This window comes from Luteolibacter arcticus (assembly GCF_025950235.1).
Taxonomy (GTDB): domain Bacteria; phylum Verrucomicrobiota; class Verrucomicrobiia; order Verrucomicrobiales; family Akkermansiaceae; genus Haloferula; species Haloferula arctica.
Genome location: NZ_JAPDDT010000004.1, coordinates 33,828 through 53,659 on the forward strand (window position 1 = coordinate 33,828; position 19,832 = coordinate 53,659).

Here is a 19,832-nt window from a genome sequence, read left to right on the forward strand (position 1 = left end):
TCAGCGGGTCTGCCAGTTCAGGCGACGTTGGAGGAGGTTGATGAGAAAGAGCAAACCAAAGGAAACGATCAGCATCCCGGAGGCGATGACCGCGGCGGCCTCGTACTTGAACTGCTCCAGTTGCTTGACGATGAGCAGCGGCAGGATCTCGGTCTTCATCGGCAAGTTGCCGGAGATGAAGATGACCGAGCCATATTCGCCGATGGCCCGGGCAAAGGCCAAGGTGAAGCCGGTGATCAGCGCGGGCACGAGCATCGGGAAGATCACCCGCCGGAAGGTCGTCCAACGGCCGGCCCCAAGACTGGCGGCTGCTTCCTCAAGCTCGCCGCCGAGATCCTCCATCACCGGCTGCACGGTGCGGACAACGAAGGGAAAGCCAATGAAGGTCAGTGCGATGAAAACCCCGACAGGGCTGTAGGCGCTCTTGATGCCCAATTCCGCAAGGTGGCTCCCGATCCACCCGTTCGGCGCATAAATCTGGGTGAGCGTGATGCCCGCGACCGCCGTGGGCAGCGCGAAAGGAAGGTCCACGATGGCATCGAGGATCTTCCTTCCGGGAAACTCATAGCGCACCAGCACCCACGCGACCAGCAGGCCGAAAACCACGCTGACGGCGGCGGCGGCGGCACTCGCCCCGAAGGTCAGCTTGGCGGCGGCCAGCACCCGCGGTGAAGAGAGGATGGCCCACCACTCTCCCGGTCCCAGGCCCGCCGCCTTGATGAACAAGGCAGCCAGCGGGATGAGGATGATGCCGCTCAGCCAGAAGATGGTGATGCCCATCGACAGACCGAAGCCGGGAATTACGCGAGGTTTCGCCATGGAGTGTTCAGTTTTCAGTTCGAAGTTTTCAGCAATGGCAACCCGCCCGGCAGGCTGCTTTCTCTGAAAACCCGATCCTGAGACCTCTCAAACTGCGTCTTACTTTACCCCGTAGGCTTGGTCGAAGGTGCCGCCGTCCTCGAAGTGGGTCTTCTGCGCCTTGGCCCAGCCGCCGAAGTCCTTGTCCACGGTCACCAGCGGGATCGTCTGCAGCTTGCTGCTGAACTTCGCGAGGATCTCCGCCTTGCGGGGACGATAGAAGTGCTTGCCCGCCAGTTCCTGGGCTTCGTCGGTGTAAAGGAACTCCAGATAGGCCTTCGCCGCGGCGGCGGTGCCATGTTTCTCGGCATTCTTTTCCACCACTGCGACCGGAGGCTCCGCCAGGATGCTCAGGGATGGATAGACGATCTCCGTTTGATCCGGAAACTGCTTGGCAATGAGATACGCCTCATTCTCCCAGGAAAGGAAGACGTCGCCGATCTTGTTCTGGGCAAACGTGTTCGTCGAGGCCCGGGCACCGGTGTCGAGAATCGGAACGTTCTTGAAGAGCTTCGTGATGTACTCGAGCGCCTTTGCCTGATCCCCTCCGTTTTGCTTCTCCGCCCACGCCCAGGCCGCGAGATAGTTCCAGCGTGCACCACCGGAAGTCTTCGGGTCCGGCGTAATCAACTGCGTGCCTTCCTTGACGAGGTCACCCCAGTCCTTGATGCCCTTGGGGTTTCCCTTGCGGACGACGAAGACGATCGTGGAGGTGTAGGGCGAGCTGTTGTCCGGCAACTTCGCCTGCCAATCCTCGGGCAGCAACTTCGCCTGCTTGGCGATGATGTCGATGTCACCGGCAAGCGCCAATGTGACGACATCCGCTGGCTGACCGTCGATGACCGAGCGTGCTTGCTTTCCGGAGCCGCCGTGAGACTGGGTGATCTTGATCTTACCCTTGCCATCGGCTTCCCACTTCTTGGCGAACGCGACATTCACCTCTTCGTAGAATTCGCGGGTCGGATCATAGGAGACGTTCTGGAGTTCGAGTTCTCCAGAGCCACCTTTCTTGCCGCAGCCCGGCAGCGTCAGCAGGGAGGCCAGGACGAGCGGGATAAAATGTCGTGATTTCATGGTTTCAGTATCGGTGAGGTTTATGGGGTGTAAATCTGGTCGAAGACGCCACCATCGGCGAAGTGAGTTTGCTGGGCCTTCGGCCAGCCGCCGAAGTGGTCAATGGTGACGAGTTCGATCTTCGGGAAAGCGGACGCGTATTTCGCCGCGGCCTGCGGGTCGCGAGGACGGTAGAAATGCTTGCCGGCAAGGTCCTGACCTTCCGGGGTGTAGAGGAACTCGAGATAGGCCTTCGCGGCCTCGGTGCTGCCCTTTTTTGCCGCGACCTTTTCCACCACCGCGACAGGCGGCTCGGCCAGGATGCTCAGCGAGGGATAGACAATCTCGGTCTCCCCGGGGAACTGCTTCGCGATCAGATGAGCCTCGTTCTCCCACGAGAGGAGGACGTCGCCGATCTTGTTTTGCGCGAAGGTCGTGGTGGATCCACGCGCCCCGGAGTCGAGCACCGGCACGTTCTTGTAGAGCTTGGTGATGTAGTCGCGGGCGGCCTGTTGGTCGCCGCCGTTTTGCTTCTCCGCCCATGCCCAGCCGGCGAGGTAGGTCCACCGCGGAGCACCGCCGGTCTTCGGATCGGGCGTAATCACCTTCACCCCGTCTTTCACGAGATCTCCCCAGTCCTTGATGCCGCCGGGATTCCCCTTCCGGACGACGAAGACGATCGTGGAAGTGTAGGGCGAGCTGTTGTTAGGAAGCTTGGTCTGCCAGTCGGCGGGAAGAAGACCTGTCTGCTTCGAGATCATGTCGATGTCCAGCGACAGCGCGAGCGTGACCACATCGGCCGGCTGGCCGTCGATGACCGCACGGGCTTGCTTCCCGGATCCCCCGTGGGACTGGGTGATGGTGATCTCCCCTTTCCCATCGGCCACCCACTTCTTGGCAAAGGCCGCGTTGACCTCCTGGTAAAATTCGCGGGTCGGATCGTAGGAAACGTTCTGCAGCTCGGTGACTTTGCCGGAACCCGGGCGCTTCTCTCCGCACCCCGGCAGAGCGATGAGCGCTGCGAGGAGGGTGGGAATCAATGCGTGTGCTTTCATGTTAGAGAAGAGGGTTCGGGCTGACATCCCGCGCTTCAGAAGTAGAGGCGGAGGCCCGTGAGGAAGGTGACGCCCTCGTAGTCGCCGCCATTGCCCCCGCCATCCAGCTTGGCATACTCGGCACCGGCCATCAGCTTCAGCTTGTCGCCGTGGATGAAGTACTGTGCGCCGAGATAGAGCGCGTGATATTCGTCGCCGCGACCGCCGCCCGTGAGGTTTGGCGCCTCGCTCTCGTAGCGGGTCTGGCGGATCACGCTGTCGGGGCCATCGCCCGTGGTGAAGCTGTAGCGGCCGACAAGCTGGAGACGCTTCGGGATGAGATCATACATCGGCTGGATGAAGAAGCCGAAGACATCGCCGTCCCGGCCTTCACCGCCGGAGCCATTGAAGCCCTCGACCACCAGCGCCCATGGTCCCTGCTCGCCCCAGAAGGTGGCAGAGACAATGTCGTCGTAGCGGGTGAAGAGATAGTCGTCCTTGTCGTGGCCGCTGTGGATCCAGTCGAGGCGGAAGTCCGCCTTCTCCCACCCGAAGCACGCCTTCGCATCGTAGCCGACGCCGGCACCCACGCTGTACTCTCCGCCGAACTTGCCGAACTCCTTGTCGCTGTCGTTCGAATAGCCGCCGACCTGCCAGGTGAAGTCCCCCGCCTTGCCCTCCGCCGTGAGGCCGAGGATGCGATTCACGCGGAGCTGGTTGAAAACCTGCGAGCTGTCGAAGGTCTGCTGGAGGTCGCTCGATTGCAGCCAGTCGAAGTAGCCGATCAGCGGCTTGATATGGCCGGCGGTGAGCGTGAAATTCTTGTTAGGCTTCCACTTGATGTAGGCATCTTCGAGTCCGTTGTAGAAGGGATCGAAATTGTCCGTGCTCTGGAAGGTCGCGCGGAGCTCGATGGTCTTGTCGAACATCTTCGCGTCAAAGCCAAACCGGAATCGCCGGTCCTCCCACCCATCGACGTCGCCTTGATCGGAATCCACCCAATAGTACTGCCCCTGATACTTCCCGATCAACTTGAACTCCTGCAGCAGCGGATTCTCGTCGTTCTTGTAGAGCACGAAGTTGCTCCACAGCTTGTCGAACGTCGCCGTCTCCTCTGCCGAGGGCGTGCTGAAAGGTTCGAAGGCCATGCTGGTCGAGGGGACGCCAAGGAGTGTTCCCGTCGCGATGAGCAGCGGGACGTTGGAAAATCGGGATGCACAGGCAGCAACGGAGATATTCCGCACTCCCGGGGTTCGGGTGGTGGTGGTTTTCATGGATATTGAATGCTCCAATGGAGAGGCTCGGGTGCCCTTGGTAAGGGGTTGCGGGACTCGGGGAGCTGCCTCGCAGGCAAAAAGAGACCACCGATGGGAAATGCGGGAACGGGACGGAGATGCGCATCGCGGCGCTCTCACCGTGTTTTTGGGTCCGTTCGCCGAGTTCCTCCGGTGGTCCGGTTGGGTCTCTTGAATCAGGAAACGTGGCGTACTCGCATGCGGCCCGCGATGTGAAAGGGGAAACGGTTAGTGCTTCAGGATGGCGAGCCGGGCTCGTCGGATTTGGCCGGGAAACGGGTCTTCTCCAGACTCTCGACCTGAGTCACGCGTCCTTCATGGACGATGATCTGGACGGAGCCGAAGCGGAGGTCTTCGACCTTCTTTCTCACAACCTCCAACCAATCGGCCGGGAGGGCGGTGTCCGTTTTCGGACGGTCATTTGCTTTGGTGCTCATCGCTCGGGGCGGTCACAAGTTGGGAAAGTCCTTGGAGGAAGCCGTCCGCGGGGTTCGCTTTACCGCGGGCGGGGGTGGCGCTGTTCTTCACGCCGGGGTGACTCGAGAAAGGCGGGGCAATGCCGTCGCGGCGCATCTTGCGCAGCGTGACTTCCACGACTTGGGCCAAGGTATAGCGGTCGAGGATGTTGGCGATGGCGTTGCGGACATCGATCATCAGCATCCGCAAGCCGCAGTGGTCCTCATCCGGGCAAGTGCAGCGCTGGTAGGCGAATTCGCTGGCACAGCAGATGGGAGCCAGACGGCCGTCCATCAGGCGGACCAGATCGCCGATGCGGATCTTGTCGGCGGCAGTGGCGAGCGTGTAACCGCCCAGCTTGCCGCGCTTGGTTTCGACGATACCCGCCTCGCGCAGCTCCTGGAGGATGCGCTCGATGAATTTCAGCGGGAGCCGGTTCGCATCCGCGAGCTCGACGCCAGAAACAACCGGCAGCCCCATTTCGGTGGCAATACCTAGGTGGATGGCGGCGCGCAGAGCATACTCGGCTTTCTTGGAAAGGTGCATCAGCGAATGTGGAGTGGAGAGTAGGAATTAAACGCGGGTGGTAAAGAGGGTTTTTGAAATCCATCCCAACCCCTTGAATACAAGCAGTTAATCAATGGAAAACAACCCCTCACACCAAAGAATACTCCGGTATCCCCACCCGATCCAAGGAATCTTTTCCCGTCAAAACCCCCGCCAAGTGGGGGATTACGCGGTCCTCTACGACAATTGCTCGACGGGCAGCCCGGCGTTCTTCCAAGCCTGCCAACTGCCCGGCACGTTGCTCACGTCGGCAAATCCCTCCTGCTTGAGGATGCTGCTGGCGATGCTCGCCCGGTAGCCGCTCGCACAATAGACCGCCACAGGCCGCTTTTTGTCCCACGCCCCGCACTTTTCCCGCAGCTCGGGCAGAAAGCAGTGTTTCGCCCCGGGAATGTGGCCTTTCTTCCACTCCCCCCGCGACCGCACATCGATGATCTGCAGTTCGGCAGCCCGCTCCTGCAGCTCGTGCACGGAAATCTGCGGCACATGCGCCAGCTTGTTCCCCGCGTTGTTCCAGACTCCCATCCCTCCAGTCAGATAGCCCGCAAAGTTCCGGTAGCCGGTGCGCAGGAACAGCGTCACCACCTCATCCAGCTTCGCATCGCTCTCCAGCACCAGCAGCAGCGGCTTCTCCGGATCCAGCAGCCATCCTGCCCAGATCGAAAGTATCGGAGTTCCCCCGAGATTCAAGGCCCCGGGAATGTGAGCGCCACCGAAGCCAAGCATCGTCCGCGTATCCACCAACACGCCCGCCCCCTTCTCGACCGCTTCGCGAAAAGCCTCCACCGGCAGCGCCGCCACGGGCACCGGACCGCGCAGGATCTCCGGCCCCTGCGCATTGATCTTCTTCATCCGCGGGTAGTAGGTCGGCACCGGTGGCACACCGGACAGGACCTTATCACGGAAGGACTCGAAGTCCGGAAGCTGCAGGTAGGGATTCGATCGCCGCTCGTAGCCGATGGTGCTCTGAAGGCGGTCGCCGATCTCTGCACCACACGGCGAACCGCTGCCATGTGCCGGGAAGATCGCCACGCCATCGTCCAGCTTCAGGTAAAAGCCACGCAGCGTCTCGAACAACTTCCTCGTCAGCTCCTCCGTCTCGCCGGAGCCGAGCAAATCCGGCCGCCCCGCCGAATCCACGAAGAGCGAATCACCCGTGAGCACGCCCCAGATCCCTTCGCTCCCCTCCCCGTTCGACAAGACATAGCTCACATGCTCCGGCGTGTGACCGGGCGTGTGCTTCACCGTCACCCTCGTGTCGCCGAATTCGAAACTGTCGCCATCCTTCACGCCCTCGTGCTCGAAGCCATACTGCGCCCCGCCCTCGTGGCTCACATAGATCTTCGCCAAGCCCGTGCGTTCCCTCAACTCACGCGCCCCGCTCACCAGATCCGCGTGGATGTGCGTCTCGAAGATGTGCGTGATCGACAGCTTGTTGTCCCGCGCCAGGGAGAGGTACTTCTCCACATCCACGGTCGGATCGAAAACCGCTGCGGTTCCCGTTTCGTCATCCCCGACCAAATAGGAAAGCTCCGCGATACCGTCGGTTTGAAAGCGTTCGAAAATCAGGGACATTGGCTTCGGTCCTTCTTCTTCAAGTTCGGTGATACCCTTGTCAGGAATACGGCGTTTGCAAGGAAAGGGAGGAGGAGGCTGACCTTGATCTCCTTCATGGCGAACCTCGCCACGCACGAAGTCGCTAACTCTACTCCTGCGCGGCGTCTTCGCCGTCGTCGCCCACAGCCTCTTGGCCGGGTTCGATCACCTTGACCAAATCGATCCAGCCATCGTCACGGGTGACGTGGAGGCGAAAGGTCACGCCATCGCCCGGATGCACGCCTTCGAATTCGCGGGCATCCTTAGCCCGCAAGGTCATCGACATGGCCTCCATGAAACCGGGGATCTCCTCATGACGAATCACCGCTGCAGGTACCTCGGGCCTTAGCTTCTCGACCACACCGCGCAGGTCATAGGTGCGGACCTCACCGGGCTCGATCAACGGTTTCTCCGAGGCGGTCACCAGCTTCAGAATGAAGGGCAACGTGAAAAAAATTCGGATGGTGGACATCGCCTTACGGGGTTGGGGGCTTACTGGAAACGGGCTCGCCTTGGCGAAGGGGCGGTCTCCCGGGCCGGGTCAACCGTGGGGTGCGGTGTCATCCACAGGGCGCCTCCGGAACAAGGTCGGCAGCCCTTACTCCCGCAGCGCGGCGTGGTCGCCTGCGCCCGCGAGGACTTGGCTAAAAGTAGGCTCGGTGGTATGAATTGAGCAACGGAAAACTCCGTCACGGATGGATGAAATGAACAGCGCCGCAGGCCTTCCCAAATCGAATCACTCCCTCCATCGTACCGGCACCATGGCCAGCGACTCTGAGACTTCCCTGGACGCCCCGGCCTCGCCTCGTTTCGACGTGGCGATCATCGGTGCCGGCTTCAGTGGCTCGATGCTCGCGGTGCATCTGTCGCAGGCAGAGAGTCCCCCGCGCGTGGCACTGATCGAGCGCACCCCTGCCTTCGGCCCCGGCCTCGCTTACGGTGCCGCCGCCCCGGAGCACCTCCTCAATGTCCCGGCGGGAAAGATGAGCGCGTTTCCTGACCGGCCGCATCACTTCCTCGAGTGGGCGCGCACCACCGATCCCACCATCGGCCCCGGAGCTTTCCTCCCGCGCGTCGTTTATGGAAAGTATCTCCAGCATCTCGTCGCACAGGCCGCACTGCGAACGCAGAACCTCCAGTTCATCAATGGCGAAGCCATCGATGTCGAAGCCCTGCCCGCAGGTGGCGTGCGCATTCATTTCGCCGGTGGCGGTATTCTTGAAGCGAACGATGTGATCCTCGCGTGGGGCAATCTTCCGCCCACCACGCCTGCGAGCGCCGATCCACAAGGACCAGGCGACTCGGAGACCCGCGTGCTTCAGAATCCATGGTCGGGCCAAGCTCGCGCGGCACTCGCAAAGCCCGGCGAAGTGCTCATCATCGGAGCCGGCCTCACCTGCCTCGACCTGCTGGTAACCGCGAAGAAGATCGGCCGCACCGCGCCCATCCATGTGCTCTCGCGACACGGGCTTTTCCCCCAGGCGCATCGCGCATCCTCACCGCGGCGCTCCTTCCTGGATCCGGATCAGCTGCCGAAGAATATCCGACTGCTCTTCCGCCATGTCCGCGCGGAGATCGCACTCGCCGCCACCAAGGGCATGGACTGGCGCGCCGTCGTCGATTCATTGCGTCCGCACACGCAGGCTATCTGGATCGCCTTGCCGCGCGAGCAAAGGCGACGCTTTCTCCGCCACGTGCGTTCGCTGTGGGAGACCCTGCGGCATCGCGCCGCCCCGGAAATCCGCGCGGTGAAGGACGAACTGGAAGCCAGCGGCCAACTCATCCGCCATAGCGGCCGGTTGGAGAGCATCCAACCCTTGCCAGACGGCGTCGAAGTCATCTATCGACCGCGCGGGTCATCCGTCGCACAGCGGCTGAAGGTGGGCGTGGTGATCAATGCCACCGGCCCCGAGGTAAATCCCGAGCGAGGCCAGTCTCAGCTCTTGAAGAACCTTATCGCCCGCGGTCTCACCACGCCCGATCCGCTCGGCCTGGGCATCGAGGTCACTCGCCTCGCCGGTGAAGGTGCCGATCCGCTGCATACGGTCGGCAGCCTTCGCAAAGGCTCGCTCTGGGAAAGCACCGCCGTCCCGGAACTGCGCGTCCAAGCCGCCGAACTCGCGCGGCAACTTCTCGCCGCCCGCGATGCCACCGCCACCGGCGCTACATCAGCCGCCGGGCATCTCTGGATCTTCGAGATCTAACAAATCCATCGCCTTCACTTCCCGGCGGCGATGAACTCTTCCTTCGAAAGGATGCCATCGCCGCTCTTGTCAAAGCGGGTGAAGCGCGCGGGTGCCTTGTCGGGATCGGGCCGATTCGCTAGGAACTCCTCGCGGGTCAGCGTGCCATCACCGTTCTTGTCCTTGTTGGTGAAGAGCTTCGCACGGTCCTGTCCGCCTTTCGGTGCAGCGGTGGCAGGCCCCTTCACTTGTGGCTTCGCCTCGGGAAGCGCCGCCACTTTCGCCTGCAGCGCGGCGAAGACTTCCGCGTCTTCCTTCACTTGATTGCGCGTCTCCTCCGGATCGGTGCGGTAGTTGTAGAGTTCCCACTCCGCGGTGTCGGTCGGAGCGCCGGGCTTCTTCCACTCCACGATGCGATGCGTCGCCGTCCGTAGCGAACGACCGAGCACATCCTGCCGCGGATAAACCTGATAGACCGCTTCATTCACCGAGGCCGATGCATCCTTGAGCACCGGCACCAGGCTCTTACCCTCGATCGCAGGCTTGGACGATGGCAAGGGCAAGCCATTCAACTCGGCGAGTGTCGGATAAAGGTCAATCGATTGAACAAGCGCCTTCGTCTTCGTGCCCGGCGTGGTCACCCCCGGTGCCGCAATGATGAAGGGAATGCGGGTCGCCTGCTCGAAGTTCGAGTGCTTCGACCACAAGCCATGATCGCCGAGGTGCCAGCCATGATCGCCCCACAGGACCACGATGGTATTCTCCGACAGCCCCAGCCGGTCGAGCGTATCTAACAAGCGCCCGACCTGCGCATCGGTATAGCTCGTAGCGGCATAGTAGCCGTGGAGCAATTCCAGTTGCTTCTCATCCGGTAAGGCATCGCCGTCCTTCGTGTCCTTGTAGCTGGAAAGCTCGCCATTTGACCGCAACGCAACAGCCGGGGTGCCCTCCGGAGCCTTGCGATACGTCGGCAACTTGAATTGCGAACGCTGGTAGAGATCCCAGTATTTCTTCGGCGCGACGAAGGGCAGATGCGGGCGGATGAATCCGGCACCGATGAAGAAGGGCGTATCGGACCGGGCCTTCGCGGCTTCTAACCGGCGGATCACTTCATCCGCGGTCCTGCCGTCCGCATAGGTATCGTCCGGCACCTCGGCGGACTCGGTCGCGGATCCATTCGGGCCGCCGCCATTCTTGCGCGGAGCCCCACCCTTCGGCGGCTGGCTTTCGTCCAGCGCATAGGTCTTTCCCGCCGGGCGGACATGCGGAACACTCCATGAGGCTGCATCATCCGAATTTCCGTGGCCGACGTGGAAGAGCTTCCCCACCGCCTCGGTGCGATAGCCGTTCTTCAGGAAATGCTGCGGCAGCGTCACCGCATCCGGCGCGGCGTGGCGGAAGTTCGTCGCGAGATCATAGATGCCCAGGCTCGCCGGCGGGACGCCCGTGAACAACGAGTTCCGCGAAGGCGCGCACACCGCCTGATTCGTGTAGGCATGCTCGAACAGCAGCCCGCGCGAAGCAAGCCGGTCGATGTTCGGCGTCTTGGCAATCGGATCGCCATACGCGCCGATGACCGGCTTCAAGTCATCGACGGCGATCAGCAGGATGTTCTTCTTCGCTTGAGCCCCCAACGGCATGACCGTGGCGAGAAGCAGGAGGAAAGGGATGCGGGATTTCATGATCAAAGGTCACTTGTTAGCTTTGGCGGCGGCACGTCTGCCTCTGCCGCCTTCCGCATCACGCCAGCCATCGCCCTTGGTCAGGCCGGGGGCATTCTTAGACGGAAGTAGTGCGGCGAGTTCGCGTTTCAGTGAGCCGTGCTCCTCCTTCGCGGCGACGTTCGTCCATTCGTAGGGATCGCTACGGTGGTCGTAGAGTTCTTCCGATCCATCGGCATAGCGCGTGTAGCGCCAGTGCTCGGTGCGGATGGAGTGGTTGCCTTGGAGCCAGGTGCTCAGCGCGTGGCCTTTCCATTCGGCAGCCGGATCGGCGAGCAGCGGGCGGATGCTGTCACCCTCGACATGCGATGGCCTGGCAATGCCCGCAAGTTCGGCGAGCGTCGGATAGAGGCTGCTGAAATCGACGGGCCTGGAGCTGATCGTGCCTGCCTTCGTCACGCCCGGCACGACCCAGATGTAGGGCGCGCGTGTCGCTTCCTCCCACAGCGCGAATTTCCGCCAGTGCTCCTTCTCGCCGAAGTGCCAGCCGTGGTCGCCTAACAGAATGACGATGGTGTTCTCGCGATGCTCCGAGGCATCCAGCGCATCGAGCAAGCGCCCGATCTCGGCATCCGCGTAAGAAACGGCAGCAAGGTAAGCCTGCACCGCTTCCTTCCATCTTCCCGACTCGAGGATCTTCGCATGATCTCCATTCGGCCTCGCAAAGCCCACAGCCGCCGCGGGCACGTCGTCGAGATCGTTCAAGCGAGTCGGTGGAAGCTGGATCGACTCCAGCGGATGCAGGTCGAAATACTTCTTCGGCACGAACCACGGCATGTGCGGCTTATGCAGGCCCACGGTGAGCAGGAAGGGCTTGTCGTGCTTCTGTTGGAGCTGGCGGATGCCGTAGTCGACGATGCGGTGATCGCTGAGTTCGGAATCGTCCGCTTCCACCACGCCGAAACGAATGCCGCCCACGCCCTTGCTGCCCGCGGGCTCGGGGCCAGCCTTGCCTTCATTCTGCAAGTAGTCGTCCCACTCCGACTTCCGGTCATAGCCGCCATGGTAGAGCTTGCCCGATCCAAGCGTCACGTAGCCCGCCTGGCGAAACACGGAGATCAGCGTCTTTTCCGGCGCGATGACCTTCCGCCAATCATCGCCATTGCCATAGACGCCTGACGTGTAGGGCCTCACTCCGGAGAGAAAGCTCGCGCGCGAGCCATTGCACACCGGCACCGTCGCATGCGCGTTGGCGAAGCTCACACCGCGCGCGGAAAGGCGGTCGATGTTCGGCGTCTTCGTCTGCTTGTTGCGACCGGTGTAGCCAATCCAGTGATTCAAGTCGTCGGACGCGATGAGCAGGATGTTCGGCTTCCGCTCCGGTTCGGCATGAAGGAGCGGCGCGAACACCAAAAGGGCGAGGGAAAAGGTGGCTTTCACAGCGTGTAAAGGGAGCATGAGGTTACTTGCGCCGCTTGTTCTTTTTCTTCGGCGCGGCATCGGTTTCCGGCTTCTCGTTCTTCGTCGGAAGAGCTGCCTTCACCTGTTCACGCCACGCATCCAGCTTCCCTAAGAGCTCTTGAGCCTTCTCCGGATTGGCGCTGGCGAGGTTGTTCTTTTCTCCCAGGTCCGCCTCCAGGTCGTAGAGCTGGAGCGAACGGTCCTCAAGACTCTGGATCAGCTTCCACTGGCTGCTGCGGACGACGCTCACCGGTTTGGTCCGCCAGGTGTTATTGCCCGCACCGAGATAGCCGGGGAAGTGCCAGAAGAGGGCATCCCGCTCGACCTTCGTGTGCGCCGGATCCTTCAAATGCGAAACGTAGCTCACGCCATCGAGCACGTGATTCTCGGGCTTCTTCGCGCCCGCGAGCTCAAGCGCCGAGGGATATAGGTCGATCGAGGCGATCGGCTGGTTTGAGACCGTACCCGCCGGGATGGTGCCTTTCCAACGGAACACATAAGGCGCACGAATGCCGCCCTCGTTCAGTGTCCCCTTCCCTCCCTTCAACGGCGCATTGTCGGTGGTATCTTTGGCTTGGATGCCCTCGCGTTGATAACCACCGACACCGCCGTTATCGCTCGAGAAAATGACCACGGTATTCTCCGAGATGCCCAGCTGATCGAGCTTCGCCGTGATGCGACCCACGCTTTCGTCCACGCTCGAGAGCATCGCCGCATAGACCGGATCATGATGACCACCTGCAGCCGGCTTGGCCTTGAATTTCGCGATCAGCTCCGGCTTCGCCTCGTACGGCGCATGCACGCCGAAGTGCGGAAGGTAGAGGAAGAACGGGCCATCCTTGTGCCGCTCGATGAAGTCCACCGCCCTGTCCGTTAGAAAATCCGCGAGGTAAGTGCCTTCCGGATACGAGACCTTCGGATCGGTGGTGAAGTTGAAGTGCCGCCCATTGGAAACGATCGCCTCGTCGAAGCCGCGCTTGGAAGGATGCGCCTCCGGCTTGCCGCCCAAGTGCCATTTTCCAAACAGCGCCGTAGCATACCCCGCGCCCTTCAACGCCTGAGCGATCGTGACCTTCTCCGCCGGAAGCGACACTACATTGTCCACGGGTCGCAGCGCTTGGCTGCGCCAGTTGAAGCGCTCGATCCCCCCCACCGTGTAGATCCCCGTGCGCGGCCCATACTGCCCGCTGATCAATGCCGCCCGGGTCGGCTGGCAATTCGGCCCGTTCGTGTAGCCGTTCGTGAACTTCAGTCCCTCCTGCGCCAACCGGTCGATATTCGGAGTTTCGTAGTACTTGCTCCCGTAGGCCGACACGTCGGTGTAGCCGAGGTCATCGGCCAGGATGAAGACGATGTTCGGATGATCGGCCGCGCGGACTGCGGCCAAAGGAAGCAGGAGCGCGGAAAGAAGCAAAGGGACGGAGTTCATGCAGAAGCGAGTGGTATCGTGAAAATGTAGGGTCGTGACGGAACGAGTTCGGGTGAAACCGTGCTGCGCCGGCTTAGTTACCTTGATCGCGCTTTTAGCTGTATAGATTTGAAGTGCTGACTTTCTCGTGAGGTATTTCGTGAGCGAGGAGACTGTTCCCGGGAAAAGAAGACCCTTATCGCGGCCTTTTGTCGGCCCGGCGCCTCAACCAAACACGGCTTCCACGGAAATCCCCGGATCCAGCCCGTTCTCCAGCAGCCACTCGGGATTGAAGAGCTTCGACTGATACTTAGCACCCGAGTCGCAGAGGATCGTCGTGATCGTCTGGCCGGGACCGCGATCAAGCGCATACTTCACCGCACCGGCGACATTGATGCCGCTGGAGAGGCCAAGAAACAGCCCCTCCTCGTGCAAGAGCTGATAGACCACCGACAGCGCCGCCTGGTCATCGACGCGATAGGCCTTGTCGACAGTGATGCCCTCGATGTTCTTCGTCACGCGTCCCTGCCCAATGCCTTCGGCAAACGAATCGCCGTCATCATCCTCGAGATTGCCGTGGGTGAACCACGACCACATCGCAGCCCCATAGGGATCGGCGCAAACGACGGAGATCTCCGGGTTCTTCTCCTTCAGGAAAAGCGAGGTGCCCGCCAGCGTCCCACCGGTGCCGACCGCGGCAACGAAAGCATCCACCGTTCCCGCCGTCTGCTCCCAGATCTCCGGCCCGGTCGTCTCGTAGTGAGCCTGGCGGTTCGCCGTGTTATCGAATTGATTCGCCCAAAGCCACCCGCGTTCCTCAGCCATGCGGCGGGCAATGTGGTTGTAGTTGTCCGGGTCGCTATACGGCTTGGCCGCCACGGGAATGACCTCCGCGCCGAGCGTGCGAAGCTGCTGGAACTTCTCCGGCGACTGGGTCTCGGGAATGATGATGACCGTCTTGTAGCCCCGCGCATGGCCGATGACCGTGAGCCCGATGCCAGTGTTCCCCGCGGTTCCTTCTACAATGGTGCCACCGGGCTGAAGCAAGCCGCGCTTCTCCGCATCGGTGATGATGCCATGTGCGGCGCGGTCCTTCACCGAGCCGCCGGGATTCATGAACTCCGCCTTGCCAAGGATCTCACAGCTGGTGAGCTCGGAGAGCTTCTTCAGGCGGATCAGCGGGGTCTTGCCGACGTGGAAATCGACGCCGTGGTATTGGGGGAGACTCATGGTGGAAGGATGACAGGTTCAGATGGACCAGAGCAAGTCCGCCTGATCGCGGCCACGGCCCTGGCGGGCGGGCTTGGGTTTGATGCTGAGGTTCTTCTCCTCGTAGATGACCAGCGAGTTCGCGGGGATGCTGTGCATCAGGAAAACGTTCGCGCCGATGGTCGAGTTCTCGCCGATGACCGTGTCGCCGCCGAGAATGGTGGAGTTCGGGTAGATCGTGACATTGTCGCCGAGGTTTGGGTGGCGCTTGAGGCCTTTCACGACGTTCCCGTCCTCGTCCTTGATGAAGGTGCGCGTGCCGAGCGTGACCCCGTGGTAGATCTTGCAGTGGTTGCCGATGTAGCAGGTCTCACCGATGACCACGCCGGTGCCGTGGTCGATCAAGAAATGCGAGCCGATGCTCGCGCCGGGATGGATGTCGATGCCGGTGCGCGAGTGCGCCCACTCCGTCATCATGCGCGGGATGATCGGCGCGCCGGCGCGGTAGAGCCGGTGAGCCATCCGCTGGATGGCGATCGCCTCGATGAACGGGTAAGAAAGGATTACCTCCTCGCGACTTCGCGCGGAGGGGTCGTTTGCATAGGCTGCTTCGATGTCCGTGCGCAGCACCTCGCGGACGATGTGCAGGGCGCGGCAGAATTTCTGCATGATCGGCGGCGTCTTGCCGGTCGGCACATTGGGATTGCCGATGCGCACGCTCTTCCGCACCTGGTCCTCAAGCCGCGAGATGACGTCCCACAACCGGCGCGCCGTGAGCTCGGCAAGGGTACCATTCGGAACGACATCACTGTCGAGGAAGCCGGGAAACAACAGCTTCAACAGATCCTCGCAGACCTCGCCTACACTGTTCTTCGACGGCAGGTTGAGCGCCTCGGCATTGTTCCAGCCGCCGAAGCGCTCATACGAAGCGAGCAACTTCGGCACGTATTCGCCGTAAGGGATCTCGAACGGAGAACCGCCCGCATCTCCGAACTTCGAAACCGAAAGGGGAGAATCGCTCATGAGGAGGAACGCTGGTTCCACGGGGCCTTGGCTATGAGCAGACCCATGCCGCACCAGTCGGTGATGCCAGCGAAGACGAGACCTGCTCCGACGAAAGCGGACAGGCCGAAGAATCCGGGATGAACAAACCAGCCGAGCGCCACGCCAGTGAACACCAGCGCACCGGCAGCAATGCGCACCTGGCGCTCGAGCGAGATCACCTTTGCCTCCCCGCGGATGACCGGCAGGTTGGCGTTAATCCATGCCTGCGTTCCGCCTTCCACGACCACGGTATTCTCATAGCCGGCGGCCTGGAACTGGTCGGCGGCCTTTTGCGCCCGCGCTCCGGAATGGCAGAGGATGTAGATCGGCTCCTTGGCAGGCAGCTCGCCATTCTCGATCCGGCGCTTCGGAGCAAGGGCATCAAGCGGGATGCTGCGAGCTTCCGGCACATGGACTTCGTCGAATTCCAATGGGGTCCGCACGTCGATGACGGCAATCGAGGCGTCCTGGTCGAGCAGGCTCTTGAGTTGTGCAGGAGAAATGTGGCTCATGATGGAAAAGGGAAAGGATTCAGGATCGGAGGGTGGCGATGAGCCGCTGAGGATGCTTCAAAAGGTCGATGGCGTCCAGCACGCTGGTGGTGAGCACGTCGGCGCTCTGCACCGCGGCGACCGAAGCTCCTTCTTTCTGCAGGACAGCGATTCCGAGCGCAGCGGCCTCCAGCATCAGGCGGTCGTTGCGACCATTGCCGATGGCGACCACCCCGTCCGCGCCGAGGTCGCGGACATACTCCAGCTTCGTTTCCGCCTGAGCCTCGGAAGGAATGATGGTGAGCGAGATCGGCAGCCCGTCTAGCTGCGCCGCAGCGAGACCGTGGGTATCGGCGGTGATGACGTGAAGCCGGAAGCTCTTCGCAAGGCACCGCAGGTCCTCCCTTACCCCGAGATGAAGCGCACCGTCCACGGCGAGTGTCCCGTTGTAGTCCATGACGATGTGCTCCAGCGCCAGCCGGTCAAAGCCGGGAATGTCGATCTCAATCATCTCTAACAATCTTGGTTCTTAGCGTCGCGCAATGCCGTGCAGCGCCTGGATCAGCGCATCAACGTCCCCGCGGTTGTTGTAAAAGGCGAGCGACGGGCGCACCGTCCCTTCGATGCCGAAATGCCGCACGGCCGGCATGGCACAATGGTGGCCGGCGCGAACGGCGATGCCCTGCCGGTCAAGTTCCTTGGCAATGCGATCGTTCGGGATACCGGGAATGACGAAGCCGAAGACGCTCGCCTTGTTCGCCGCGGTGCCGATCTGGCGGATGCCGTGCACCGAACGCAACGCATCCTCCGCGTACTCCAGCAACGAGTGCTCGTAAGCAGCCAGCGCTGGAATGCCGAGATTGATGAGGTAATCGATCGCCGCCCCCAGCCCCACCACACCTGCGATGTCCGGCGTGCCTGCCTCGAATTTTTCCGGTGGTGCGTTGTAGATCGTCTTCTCGAAGGTCACATCCTTAATCATGTGTCCCCCGCCCTGCCACGGCGGCATCGCCTCAAGCAGGTGCGACTTCCCATAAAGCGCGCCAATCCCCGTGGGACCGAAGACCTTGTGACCGGAGAAGACGAAGAAGTCCGCGTCCAGCGCCGTCACATTGATCGGAAAATGCGGGGTCGACTGCGCCCCATCGACCAGCACCGGAATTCCCCGGGAGTGAGCCATGGCAATGATCTCCTCGATCGGGTTCACCGTGCCCAAGGCATTCGACACATGGGTGACGGAAACGATCTTGGTGCGATCGGTCAGCAGCCCCGGCAACTCTTCTAACAGAAGCTCGCCGCGATCGTTGATCGGGATCACCCGCAAGGTCGCGCCGACCTGACTCGCGAGCAACTGCCATGGCACGATGTTCGCGTGATGCTCGAGCTGGCTGACCAGGATCTCGTCGCCTTGACTGACGTTCTGGTGACCCCAGCTCTGTGCGACGAGATTGATCGCCTCGGTGGTGCCGCGGACGAAAACGATCTCCTTCGCATCCGCCGCGCCGAGGAACTGGCGGACCTTCTCGCGGCCGCTTTCGAAGAGTTCGGTCGAGCGAGCCGCCAGGGTATGCGCGGCACGATGGATGTTCGAATTGTCGCGCGAATAGAAGCGGGAAGTCGCATCGATCACCGATTGCGGCTTGTGCGTGGTGGCGGCATTGTCGAGCCACACCAGCGTGCTGCCATTCACGTGCTGCTGGAGCGCCGGGAAGTCCTTGCGGACGCCATCGATATTGAACTCCGGCAAGCCCGACAGCGGCGATGGCTGCGTGCCGAAGGACGTGAGCCGCAAACCCGGCACATCCTTCAGGAAGTAGAAGTCCGGCTCTAGCAGATCGGATCCGGTTCCGGGTAGCCCCGGATGATCGGCGGCTTTTGTCGGCGGGGATGACACCCGCGAGCCAAGGCCCTGGGTATAGAATGACGGCTCGCCGAATTCATGCGAAGCACCATCACCCGGGCGATGCGTGCCGCTCGGCGGTTCCTTGTCCTTCGCCACGGGCTCGGGATCCGCCGCGACCACCGTGGGATGCACCGGCGGTGCGGCTGCCGAGGACGCATGCGGAAAGCCACCGGAGAGCGAGATGTCCCGTCCGCCCTTCGAACTCCCGGATGATCCCAGCGGGTTCGAGGACGGCAGTTCCGCCGGCAGGCCCGCGACGGTATGCGGCACCGAGACCGGCGCGGACGGCAGTTTCGATTCCGACGGGGCGCCGGAGAAATACTCATTGGCGAGCCGCGAGACCAGTGCCGTCCCGAAGTCATCGGCACCGAGGTCCACCGGCAGGGCCGCTGAATCAAGCCGTGGGATAGACATATTCGTGATAGTTGCCGATGGAGACATCGTCGAGGACGGCCAGTGCATCCTCGCCCAGCTTCGCGAGCGAGAAGTAGCGGGTCACGAGGTGCGAGGCGATCGAGTGCTCGTTCGTGCCCATGTAGCGGACGGAAAGGCCCGGCTCGATCTCACCGGCCACCCCGGCTTTCTGCAAGCCCACCACGCCGCGCTGCTTTTCGCCCACGCGCAGCAGCAGGATGCTGGTCTTGCCCTCCTTGATCGGCAGCTTGTCGCTCGGGATGAGCGGAATGCCGCGCCAGGTGAGGAACGGCGAGCCGAACAGCGTGATGGTCGGCGGCGGGACACCGCGGCGGGTCGCTTCCCGTCCGAATGCCGCGATGGCCTTCGGATGCGTGAGGAAGAACGCCGGCTTTTTCCACACGAGCGAAATGAGTTCGTCCAGATCGTCCGGCGATGGCGGCCCCTTGCGCGTCTTGATGCGCTGGGTGGGGCTGACGGTGTTCAGCAGGCCGATCTTGGGATGATTCAGCAACTCGTGTTCCTCGCGCTCCTTCACCGCTTCCACCGTCAGGCGGACCTGCTCGCGGAGCTGGTCGATCGCGTTGCTGTAGAGATCGGTGATGCGCGTGTGCGTGCGAAGTACGGTTTGTATCGTACTAAGGTGATACTCGCGGGGATCCTGCTCGTAGTCGATGAAATCGGTCGGCAGTTCTGGCTCGCCATCGTCCACGGTCAGGAGATCGACGGTCACCCCCTCGGAGTTCTGCCTCACGCGGTTGACGCGATAGACCCCGCCATCGACATCCACCCACGGCAGCAGGAGGTGTAGCCAGCGTGGCGTGATCTCATCCCACTGTGGCTGGGTGACGGTGGCGGTGGCCAGGTTTCGCGCGGCTTCGGCGCTGACGCTGAGACGGACGGGAAGATCGACTGGATCAGGCATGGTGATGCGGGGAGATTGTTGTTAGAATAGTGAAGCGGAGAACGGCCCTTGCGGCCGTACTGCGGAACCATGGTGAGATCCTCCGGATGCCGGTCGGATCGATTCGCTGATAGGCTTGGGCCACCCGTGGACGGATGCGGCTCACCGGCCTGCTTTCGCCTCCATGAGTTTGGTCGGCGGCACCCGTCTCGCCAAAAATAGCCGGGTATCCTCGTGGACTCTCCAGCTATCGCGAAAGCAAGCGCTCAGGAAGCCTGAGTTGACCGCCGTTCCC

The 19,832-nt window shown here is 62.0% G+C and carries 18 protein-coding genes; 1 reads left to right on the forward strand and 17 read right to left on the reverse strand.

The genetic code is table 11. The features are described 5' to 3' along the window. The 8 genes from cysT to OKA05_RS11145 all read right to left on the reverse strand — a co-directional run bounded on the left by cysT (position 1) and on the right by OKA05_RS11145 (position 7,331). Complete coding sequence (cysT, locus tag OKA05_RS11110) at positions 1 to 819, reverse strand: sulfate ABC transporter permease subunit CysT (RefSeq protein WP_264487212.1); 819 nt, start codon at positions 817 to 819, stop codon at positions 1 to 3. Positions 820 to 918: 99 nt separating this feature from the next. Then, positions 919 to 1,932, reverse strand: a complete 1,014-nt coding sequence (locus OKA05_RS11115) for a sulfate ABC transporter substrate-binding protein (RefSeq protein ID WP_264487213.1) — start codon at positions 1,930 to 1,932, stop codon at positions 919 to 921. 20 nt (positions 1,933 to 1,952) lie between these two features. Next, positions 1,953 to 2,966: a sulfate ABC transporter substrate-binding protein gene (locus OKA05_RS11120; RefSeq protein WP_264487214.1), complete on the reverse strand. Its 1,014-nt coding sequence runs from the start codon at positions 2,964 to 2,966 to the stop codon at positions 1,953 to 1,955. Between the two features lie 35 nt (positions 2,967 to 3,001). After that, positions 3,002 to 4,219: a porin gene (locus OKA05_RS11125; RefSeq protein ID WP_264487215.1), complete on the reverse strand. Its 1,218-nt coding sequence runs from the start codon at positions 4,217 to 4,219 to the stop codon at positions 3,002 to 3,004. 257 nt (positions 4,220 to 4,476) lie between these two features. Then, on the reverse strand, positions 4,477 to 4,677 hold the full coding sequence (locus OKA05_RS11130) for a YezD family protein (RefSeq protein ID WP_264487216.1): 201 nt from the start codon (positions 4,675 to 4,677) through the stop codon (positions 4,477 to 4,479). After that, positions 4,658 to 5,242 (reverse strand): RrF2 family transcriptional regulator, encoded by a 585-nt coding sequence (locus OKA05_RS11135; RefSeq protein WP_264487217.1) that lies wholly within the window; start codon positions 5,240 to 5,242, stop codon positions 4,658 to 4,660. Before OKA05_RS11135 ends, OKA05_RS11130 begins: the two co-directional genes overlap by 20 nt. A gap of 198 nt (positions 5,243 to 5,440) precedes the next feature. Beyond that, on the reverse strand, positions 5,441 to 6,838 hold the full coding sequence (locus OKA05_RS11140; RefSeq protein ID WP_264487218.1) for an MBL fold metallo-hydrolase: 1,398 nt from the start codon (positions 6,836 to 6,838) through the stop codon (positions 5,441 to 5,443). Between the two features lie 130 nt (positions 6,839 to 6,968). Continuing rightward, the gene (locus OKA05_RS11145) at positions 6,969 to 7,331 is read right to left on the reverse strand and encodes a copper-binding protein (RefSeq protein WP_264487219.1); all 363 of its coding nucleotides are present in this window, start codon (positions 7,329 to 7,331) and stop codon (positions 6,969 to 6,971) included. A gap of 289 nt (positions 7,332 to 7,620) precedes the next feature. Between OKA05_RS11145 and OKA05_RS11150 the strand changes: the two genes are divergently transcribed. Next, positions 7,621 to 9,063 (forward strand): FAD/NAD(P)-binding protein, encoded by a 1,443-nt coding sequence (locus tag OKA05_RS11150; RefSeq protein WP_264487220.1) that lies wholly within the window; start codon positions 7,621 to 7,623, stop codon positions 9,061 to 9,063. Positions 9,064 to 9,077: 14 nt separating this feature from the next. Here the strand turns inward: OKA05_RS11150 and OKA05_RS11155 are convergent, their stop codons facing one another. The 9 genes from OKA05_RS11155 to OKA05_RS11195 all read right to left on the reverse strand — a co-directional run bounded on the left by OKA05_RS11155 (position 9,078) and on the right by OKA05_RS11195 (position 19,558). Continuing rightward, positions 9,078 to 10,724, reverse strand: a complete 1,647-nt coding sequence (locus OKA05_RS11155; RefSeq protein ID WP_264487221.1) for a sulfatase-like hydrolase/transferase — start codon at positions 10,722 to 10,724, stop codon at positions 9,078 to 9,080. Between the two features lie 9 nt (positions 10,725 to 10,733). Further along, positions 10,734 to 12,143: a sulfatase gene (locus OKA05_RS11160; RefSeq protein ID WP_264487222.1), complete on the reverse strand. Its 1,410-nt coding sequence runs from the start codon at positions 12,141 to 12,143 to the stop codon at positions 10,734 to 10,736. A gap of 22 nt (positions 12,144 to 12,165) precedes the next feature. Further along, positions 12,166 to 13,593: a sulfatase gene (locus tag OKA05_RS11165; RefSeq protein ID WP_264487223.1), complete on the reverse strand. Its 1,428-nt coding sequence runs from the start codon at positions 13,591 to 13,593 to the stop codon at positions 12,166 to 12,168. Positions 13,594 to 13,797: 204 nt separating this feature from the next. After that, positions 13,798 to 14,802: a cysteine synthase A gene (locus OKA05_RS11170; RefSeq protein ID WP_264487224.1), complete on the reverse strand. Its 1,005-nt coding sequence runs from the start codon at positions 14,800 to 14,802 to the stop codon at positions 13,798 to 13,800. A gap of 18 nt (positions 14,803 to 14,820) precedes the next feature. Further along, entirely contained in the window at positions 14,821 to 15,804 is a 984-nt protein-coding gene (locus OKA05_RS11175; RefSeq protein WP_264487225.1) for a serine O-acetyltransferase, read from the reverse strand. Next, positions 15,801 to 16,337 carry a rhodanese-like domain-containing protein gene (locus OKA05_RS11180; protein ID WP_264487226.1) on the reverse strand — a complete coding sequence of 179 codons (537 nt, stop codon included), beginning with the start codon at positions 16,335 to 16,337 and terminating at the stop codon, positions 15,801 to 15,803. Before OKA05_RS11180 ends, OKA05_RS11175 begins: the two co-directional genes overlap by 4 nt. A gap of 19 nt (positions 16,338 to 16,356) precedes the next feature. Then, a complete protein-coding gene (locus tag OKA05_RS11185) occupies positions 16,357 to 16,827 on the reverse strand; it encodes an HAD family hydrolase (RefSeq protein ID WP_264487227.1) in 471 nt (156 codons plus the stop codon). A gap of 18 nt (positions 16,828 to 16,845) precedes the next feature. Next, positions 16,846 to 18,633, reverse strand: a complete 1,788-nt coding sequence (locus OKA05_RS11190) for a SufS family cysteine desulfurase (RefSeq protein WP_319800651.1) — start codon at positions 18,631 to 18,633, stop codon at positions 16,846 to 16,848. Continuing rightward, positions 18,614 to 19,558 carry a family 2A encapsulin nanocompartment shell protein gene (locus tag OKA05_RS11195; RefSeq protein WP_264487228.1) on the reverse strand — a complete coding sequence of 315 codons (945 nt, stop codon included), beginning with the start codon at positions 19,556 to 19,558 and terminating at the stop codon, positions 18,614 to 18,616. The genes OKA05_RS11190 and OKA05_RS11195 overlap by 20 nt, the downstream gene beginning before the upstream one ends. Between the last annotated feature and the right edge of the window lie 274 nt (positions 19,559 to 19,832).

Bases quoted from the DNA above. Each gene is read 5' to 3' on its own strand.
- OKA05_RS11190 (WP_319800651.1), bottom strand. From the start codon at position 18,633: ATGTCTATCCCACGGCTTGATTCAGCGGCCCTGCCGGTGGACCTCGGT.
- OKA05_RS11165 (WP_264487223.1), bottom strand. From the start codon at position 13,593: ATGAACTCCGTCCCTTTGCTTCTTTCCGCGCTCCTGCTTCCTTTGGCC.
- OKA05_RS11140 (WP_264487218.1), bottom strand. From the start codon at position 6,838: ATGTCCCTGATTTTCGAACGCTTTCAAACCGACGGTATCGCGGAGCTT.
- OKA05_RS11175 (WP_264487225.1), bottom strand. From the start codon at position 15,804: ATGAGCGATTCTCCCCTTTCGGTTTCGAAGTTCGGAGATGCGGGCGGT.
- OKA05_RS11155 (WP_264487221.1), bottom strand. From the start codon at position 10,724: ATGAAATCCCGCATCCCTTTCCTCCTGCTTCTCGCCACGGTCATGCCG.
- OKA05_RS11185 (WP_264487227.1), bottom strand. From the start codon at position 16,827: ATGATTGAGATCGACATTCCCGGCTTTGACCGGCTGGCGCTGGAGCAC.
- OKA05_RS11195 (WP_264487228.1), bottom strand. From the start codon at position 19,558: ATGCCTGATCCAGTCGATCTTCCCGTCCGTCTCAGCGTCAGCGCCGAA.
- OKA05_RS11170 (WP_264487224.1), bottom strand. From the start codon at position 14,802: ATGAGTCTCCCCCAATACCACGGCGTCGATTTCCACGTCGGCAAGACC.
- OKA05_RS11135 (WP_264487217.1), bottom strand. From the start codon at position 5,242: ATGCACCTTTCCAAGAAAGCCGAGTATGCTCTGCGCGCCGCCATCCAC.
- OKA05_RS11145 (WP_264487219.1), bottom strand. From the start codon at position 7,331: ATGTCCACCATCCGAATTTTTTTCACGTTGCCCTTCATTCTGAAGCTG.
- OKA05_RS11120 (WP_264487214.1), bottom strand. From the start codon at position 2,966: ATGAAAGCACACGCATTGATTCCCACCCTCCTCGCAGCGCTCATCGCT.
- OKA05_RS11125 (WP_264487215.1), bottom strand. From the start codon at position 4,219: ATGAAAACCACCACCACCCGAACCCCGGGAGTGCGGAATATCTCCGTT.
- OKA05_RS11180 (WP_264487226.1), bottom strand. From the start codon at position 16,337: ATGAGCCACATTTCTCCTGCACAACTCAAGAGCCTGCTCGACCAGGAC.
- OKA05_RS11115 (WP_264487213.1), bottom strand. From the start codon at position 1,932: ATGAAATCACGACATTTTATCCCGCTCGTCCTGGCCTCCCTGCTGACG.
- cysT (WP_264487212.1), bottom strand. From the start codon at position 819: ATGGCGAAACCTCGCGTAATTCCCGGCTTCGGTCTGTCGATGGGCATC.
- OKA05_RS11130 (WP_264487216.1), bottom strand. From the start codon at position 4,677: ATGAGCACCAAAGCAAATGACCGTCCGAAAACGGACACCGCCCTCCCG.
- OKA05_RS11150 (WP_264487220.1), top strand. From the start codon at position 7,621: ATGGCCAGCGACTCTGAGACTTCCCTGGACGCCCCGGCCTCGCCTCGT.